Origin of the sequence: Streptomyces sp. SID11385 (assembly GCF_010548245.1) — a bacterium.
Lineage (GTDB): Bacteria > Actinomycetota > Actinomycetes > Streptomycetales > Streptomycetaceae > Streptomyces.
Map to the genome: position 1 here is coordinate 1 of NZ_JAAGLR010000351.1, position 6107 is coordinate 6107.

Genomic DNA, 6107 nt, shown 5'->3' on the forward strand with positions numbered 1-6107 from the left:
CCCCGGCACGGCACGGCCATCGTGCGGCAGCCGCGCGGCGCCGGTCTGCGCGCCGAACGGGTGAACGTCGCCGACCGCCCCGGACCCGGGCCCGGTCCGTGATCACCCCGTACAGGTGGCACCATGGACCAATCTCCGGGATGAAGTGAGAGGTGAGATGGGCGCAGCGCACGACCGGCGGCCGGGCAGGCTCACACAGTGGTGGCGGCGTGCCACCGGACAGCCCCCCGGCGATGAACCCCCCGCACAGGACCGCACCGCGCTGCTGCTCGCCGTCGCCCAGGCCGGACTGCCGCTCGCGCCCGCCGCGCACCCGGTCGGCCACCGCTGCTCCTGCGCGCGCGTCGGCTGTCCCACGCCCGGCCGGCACCCCGTCTCCTTCGCCTGGCAGACCCAGTCCACGCACGACCGCGCGCAGATCGAGCGGTGGGCGGCGGCGGAGCCCGAGGCGAACTTCATCACGGCGACGGGCATGGTCCACGACGTGCTCGACGTGCCCTACGGCACGGGCGAACGGGTCCTCGCGCGGCTCGCCGACAGCGGGGACGGCGGCGCGGAGGTCGGCCCGGTCGCGGTGAGCGACGACGGCCGGATGCTCTTCTTCACGGCGACCCGGGGCACGCCCGAGGACGAGGACGAGTACTGGCCCTGCGAACTCGACTCGCACCCCGAGTCGGTCGACGAGCACCCGGGCCTGCGCTGGCACTGCCGGGGCAGCTACGTCCTCGTACCGCCCGCGCGGCTGCCGGGCGAGGGGCTCGGCGTGACGTGGCTGCGCGGCCCCGAACACCCCCTCGTGGACCCGCTCCCGCTGCTCGCGGCCCTCACGGACGCCGAGGCGGTGGCGGCGGGCACGCCGGGGGAGGAACCGGGCTGGTGACGCGAGGGCGGGCCGCTGCGGAGGCTCCGCACCGGCCCGCTCGCCCCGCGAAGCCTCTCAGCTCCCCTCCGCCCCCGTCAGTCCCTGGAGCCGGTTGAGGAAGACGACGGGCTTGCCCGCCTTCGGCACCTTCACCGTCTCGTTGGACGTGTACTCCAGCGTGTACGAGCGGTCCACGCGGCCCTTCAGGAGCGGCTTCGCGGCCGGCGGCGGGGTGACCGTGACGTTCGCGGCGCCCGTGCGGCGCTCGTAGTGGCGGCTCGCGAAGAAGGCGAGGCTGCCGCCGTCGGCGGTGCGCAGCGCGTACGGGCGGAAGGCGCCGGTGTCGGCGGGCTCGTCGGCCCACTGGATCGTCCAGCCGGGGCGCTCGGCGTTCTTCGCGCGCTGCTGGCGCCAGCCGGTCGTGTGCTGCCCGGGGGCGAAGCGCTCGCCCTTGCCGTCCCGGAGGTACGTCGTGTAGGCGCGGCTCAGCGCCCCCGGCGTCGCCGGGACGACGTACCCGTCCCCGTCCGTACGGAACTTCGGTATCTCGCCGGGCGCGAGGATCGCGAGGTACGTGGCCCGCCAGTCGGCCTCGGGCGCCGAGCGGGTGAAGAGGAAGAGCCAGCGGGTGTCGCGGGCCGGGTCGTCGTCCAGGTCGCGGTTGGTGTCGGTGTCGGCGACGAACCAGCGCGGCCAGCCCCGCTGCCGGGGTATCAGGTAGCGCACGTCGGAGACCTCCAGCGGGCTCGCCTTGGCGCCGCCCGCCGGGTCCTGCGCCTTGCGCGAGCGCAGTGTGTCCTGCGTGATGGCGCCGAAGGGACCGGCGAGCACGGCGGCGTCCTTCGCCGGGGCGAGTTCGCGGGCCGCCTCGTTGTACGCGGCCCGGAACCGCTTCAGCGCGGTCGCCGCCTCGCCGCGCGTCGCGGCCGGCACGAGCGCCGTCTCGCCGTGGACGGTGACGCACCCGGTGGCGGTCAGGGCGAGTGCGAGCCCGCCCGCGAGCAGCCCGCCCCGTACCCCGTACCGCGCCCGGACCCCGCCCCGGCCCCGCGTCGCGTACGTCCTCCGCTCACCCCGCCGCAGAAGTCCCCGCATCCTCCGCGCTGCCCTCATCGGCCGCCGTCACCCTCTCCCCGCCGCCGTTGCCGCCCTTGCCCCCGCTGCGCCCGAACCCTACCGGCGCGAGGAAGAGTCCGAGGGCCGGTACGAGGTACAGCGTCCACACCGTGACCTGGAGGACGGTCGGGTCGGGCTGGAAGTTGAGCACGCCCTTCAGGAGCGTGCCGTACCAGGACTCCGGCGGGATCGTGGAGCTGATGTCGAAGGCGAGGTCGGTGAGGCCGCCGAGCCAGCCGGCCTCCTGGAGGTCGTGGAAGCCGTAGGCGAGGACGCCGGCCGCGACGACGACGAGCATCCCGCCCGTCCACAGGAAGAACCTCGCGAGGTTGATGCGGATCGCGCCCTTGTAGAAGAGCCAGCCGAGGGCGACGGCGGTCAGCAGCCCGAGGACGACGCCGATGAGCGGCCCGTGCGTGCCGTCGCTCGACGCCTGCACGGACGCCCACACGAAGAGCGCGGTCTCCAGGCCCTCGCGGCCCACCGCGAGAAACGCGGTCAGGACGAGCGCGCCCGTGCCCATGACGAGCGCCTTGTCGAGCTTGCCCTGGAGTTCGCTGCTCAGGTGCCGGGCGGTGCGCCGCATCCAGAAGACCATCCACGTCACGAGCCCCACCGCGACGACCGACAGCGAGCCGCCGAGCGCCTCCTGCGCCTCGAAGGTCAGCTCGCGGGAGCCGTACGTGAGCGCGCAGCCGAAGCCGAGCGCGAGCAGCACCGCCACGACGATCCCGGTCCACACCGGCCGCAGAGCCTCGCGGCGCCCGGTCTTGACGAGGTAGGCGACCAGGATGCAGACGACGAGGCTCGCTTCGAGGCCCTCGCGCAGCCCGATGAGGTAATTGGCGAACATGCGGGGGCCTTTCAGTCCTTGGCCGGTGCGGTGAAGAGCGCGCGCCCCCACCAGTCGTGGGCGTCGCGCACCCCGGGCGGGATCGCGAAGAGCGCCGAACCGACGTGCTGGATGTACTCGTTGAGGGCGTCGTGGCGGGCGAGTTCACGCTGCACGGGGATGAAGCCGGTGCGGGGGTCGCGCTGGTACGCGAGGAAGAAGAGGCCCGCGTCGAGGCGCCCGAGCCCGTCCGTGCCGTCCGTGAAGGAGTAGCCGCGCCGCAGGATGCGGTGCCCGCCGTGCGCGGCGGGCCGGGCGAGCCGCACGTGCGCGGTGGGCAGCATCGCGCGCGGGGACACCGGGTCGTGCTCGGCGAGCTTCCCGGCCGGCGCCCCGGTCTTCTTCGTCCGCCCGAAGACATCCTCCTGCTCGCTCAGCGAGGTCCGGTCTCACACCTCGATGTTCATGCGGATGCGCCGCGCGACGAGGTACGAGCCGCCCGCGAGCCAGGCGGGGCCGTCCTTCCCGGGGACCCACACGTGCTCGTCGAGCGCCTTCGTCTCGTCGCCCGCGATGTTGTTGGTGCCGTCCTTGAACCCGAAGAGATTGCGCGGGGTCTCGGCGCCCGGGGTGGTCGACGACGTCTTCCCGAAGCCGAGTTGGGACCAGCGGATCGCGACGGTGCCGAAGCCGATGCGCGCGAGGTTGCGGATCGCGTGCACGGCCACCTGCGGGTCGTCGGCGCACGCCTGCACGCACAGGTCGCCGCCCCCGCGCGCCTTGTCGAGGTGGTCACCGGGGAAGGCGGGCAACTCTTCGAGCGCGTCGGGCCGTTGGTCTTCGAGCCCGAAGCGCGTGAAGAGCGAGGGGCCGACGCCGAAGGTGAGGGTGAGGCGCGCGGGGGAGAGCCCGTACGCCTCGCCCGTGTCGTCCGGGGGCGCCTCGTCCGCGCCGAACGCCCCCTCGCCGACCGGGTGTCCGGCGGTCATCCGCGCGGCGGCCTGGGTCCACTCCTTCAACAGGGCGATCAGGTCGGCGCGTTCGCTCGTCGTGACGTCGAAGGCGGCGAAGTGCAGGCGGTCCTGGACGGGGGTGGCGATCCCGGCCTGGTGGGCGCCGTGGAAGGGCACGGCGGCGGGCGCGGGCTCCGCGTCGTCGCCGTCGAGCGCGAGCGCCGTACCGGTGGCCGCGCCCGCGCCGAGCGCGAGCCCGGCCCCGCCCCAGCCGAGCAGGTTCCTCCGGGAGGGCTTCCGCCCGGCTCCCTGATCCTGCGCGCTCACTTGCCCACGACCGCCGCTGCGAGCTTCGAGAGCGGCTCGGCGAGCGCGTTCACGCCGTCCGAGAGCTTCTTGCGCTGAGCTTCCTTCACCTTGTCGTAGGAGGTGAAGTCGTAGGAGTCCTTGCCGGGCCGGTAGGCGTCGAGCTGCTTGTCGAGCGCGGCGAAGCGCGCGTCCAACTGCCCGGTCAGCGCGGCGTCGTGGGCCTTCGCGACGGGCTTGAGGAGCGTGTACGCCTTCTCGGCGCCCTCGACGTTCGCCTTGAAGTCCACGAGGTCGGTGTGCGAGTAGCGCTCCTCCTCGCCGGTGACCTTGCCCGTCGCGACCTCGTCGAGGAGGTCCTTCGCGCCGTTGGCCATCGAGGTCGGCGTGATGACGGCGCGGCCCACCCGCTGCTGCCAGTCCTTCAGGTCCGTGTCGAGCTGGGTCGCGAGGCTCTTCTCCTCGGCGCCGATCTTCCCGTCCTTGAACAGGGCCTTCTCCAGGCGGTGCCAGCCCGTCCACTTCTGGCCCTTCTCCAGGCCGTCCGCGCGGGTGTCGGTCTTCGGGTCGATGTCCCCGAAGGACTCGGCGACGGGCTCGGTGCGCTCCCAGCCGATGCGCGAGGGCGCGTACGCCTTCTTCGCCGCGTCCAGGTCGCCCGCGCGGACCGCGTCCGTGAAGACCTTGACTTTCGGCAGCGTCTCGTCCGCCTGGTCCTGCGCGTAGTCGCGGTACGCGGAGACGGCCGCGTCCAGGCGCGCGTCCCGCTTGGACGCGCCCCCGCCCGAGACGGTGAGCTTCTGCCGCACGCCGTGGCCGACCATCCCGGGGCGGCACGCGATCTCGTAACTGCCCGCCTTGACCTCGGCGGTGAGCGTGTACTTCACGCCGGGCCCGATGTTCTCCTTCTCGGAGACGATCCGCCCGTCCGGCATCACGATCTCGACCTCGGTGGCGCGCTTGCCCTTGTTGGCGATGGCGAGCGTCACCTTCCCCGCCTTCGCGGTCTTCGCGGTCGTGTCGCACGTCGTGTCGGCGGCGGTGACGCCGATGGCCCCGTCCTCGCCCGCTTTCGCGTCGCTCTTCTCGGTGCAGGCGGTGAGCCCGCCGAGGGCCAGCGCGCCGGTGAGCACGGCGAGTACGGGACGACGCAGGGGACGCATGAGAGTGCTCCAGGACCACGAGGCGACGGCCGTGGAGGGGCCGCCGGGGGAGGGGAGTGCCAGTGAGGCGACCCTGAGCCTTACCTCACCGGAACACCGGCTTCTCGTGATCCGCCTCTCATCCGTGAGGAATGGTCAAGGTGAAGTCAAGTGCTGTCCGTGCCGCGCTACTTGACGGAAGCGCGGACCGGGAGCACCAGGGGGACGCCCGTCGCCGGGTGCGGGACCACCTCGACGGGCTGGCGGTAGACCTCGGTCAGGAGATCCGTCGACAGCACCTCGGCCGGGGGCCCGTCCGCCGTGACGCGGCCGTCGTGGAGGACCGCGACGCGGTGCGCGTACGCGGCGGCGAGGCCCAGGTCGTGGAGCACGACGACGACCGCGTCCCCGGCCGCCGCGCGCTCGCGGCACACCCGCAGGACGAGTTCCTGGTGGCGCAGGTCGAGCGCGGCCGTCGGCTCGTCGAGCAGCACGAGCGGGGTCCGCTGGGCGAGGACGCGGGCGAGCGCGACGCGGGCGCGCTCACCGCCCGAGAGCGCCGAGAAGGGCCGCGCCGCGAAGGCCGCCGTCTCCGTCGCCGCCATCGCCTCGGCCACCGCCGCCTCGTCCTGCTCCTCGCACTCCGTACCCGCCCACGGCGCGCGGCCCATCCGGACCACCTCCGCCGCCGCGAACGGGAACGACACCGTCGCCGCCTGCGGCAGCACCGCCCGCCGCAGCGCGAGTTCCGCCGCGCTCCACCGGCCGGCTGGCCGCCCCAGGATCTCCACCGCACCCTCGTGCGGACGCGTGTCGGCGGCGAGCACCGCGAGCAGCGTCGACTTGCCCGCCCCGTTCGGCCCGACGAGCGCCAGCACCTCCCCGGCCCGCACCGG

Annotated in this window: 5 protein-coding genes and 1 pseudogene; 1 reads left to right on the forward strand and 5 read right to left on the reverse strand. The window is 73.9% G+C overall.

What is annotated here, in order from left to right; genetic code table 11:
• Positions 1-157: 157 nt before the first annotated feature.
• Complete coding sequence (locus G3I42_RS10580) at positions 158-880, forward strand: bifunctional DNA primase/polymerase (RefSeq protein ID WP_164284680.1); 723 nt, start codon at positions 158-160, stop codon at positions 878-880.
• A gap of 57 nt (positions 881-937) precedes the next feature.
• Here G3I42_RS10580 and G3I42_RS10585 read toward each other — a convergent pair whose 3' ends face one another.
• The 5 genes and pseudogenes from G3I42_RS10585 to G3I42_RS10605 all read right to left on the reverse strand — a co-directional run.
• Positions 938-1957, reverse strand: a complete 1020-nt coding sequence (locus tag G3I42_RS10585; RefSeq protein ID WP_164284683.1) for a hypothetical protein — start codon at positions 1955-1957, stop codon at positions 938-940.
• Positions 1932-2831: an iron uptake transporter permease EfeU gene (gene efeU, locus G3I42_RS10590; RefSeq protein WP_164284686.1), complete on the reverse strand. Its 900-nt coding sequence runs from the start codon at positions 2829-2831 to the stop codon at positions 1932-1934. The genes G3I42_RS10585 and efeU overlap by 26 nt, the downstream gene beginning before the upstream one ends.
• Before the next feature lie 11 nt (positions 2832-2842).
• A pseudogene (efeB, locus tag G3I42_RS10595) lies at positions 2843-4090 on the reverse strand (iron uptake transporter deferrochelatase/peroxidase subunit).
• Positions 4087-5232 carry an iron uptake system protein EfeO gene (efeO, locus tag G3I42_RS10600; RefSeq protein WP_164284689.1) on the reverse strand — a complete coding sequence of 382 codons (1146 nt, stop codon included), beginning with the start codon at positions 5230-5232 and terminating at the stop codon, positions 4087-4089. The pseudogene efeB and the gene efeO overlap by 4 nt, the downstream one beginning before the upstream one ends.
• Before the next feature lie 167 nt (positions 5233-5399).
• Positions 5400-6107, reverse strand: a 708-nt coding sequence (locus tag G3I42_RS10605) for a heme ABC transporter ATP-binding protein (protein WP_164284692.1), incomplete at its 5' end; no start/stop codon positions are given.

Coding starts and splice junctions, on each gene's coding strand:
- efeO (WP_164284689.1), bottom strand. CDS start 5,232: ATGCGTCCCCTGCGTCGTCCCGTACTCGCCGTGCTCACCGGCGCGCTG.
- G3I42_RS10580 (WP_164284680.1), top strand. CDS start 158: ATGGGCGCAGCGCACGACCGGCGGCCGGGCAGGCTCACACAGTGGTGG.
- efeU (WP_164284686.1), bottom strand. CDS start 2,831: ATGTTCGCCAATTACCTCATCGGGCTGCGCGAGGGCCTCGAAGCGAGC.
- G3I42_RS10585 (WP_164284683.1), bottom strand. CDS start 1,957: ATGCGGGGACTTCTGCGGCGGGGTGAGCGGAGGACGTACGCGACGCGG.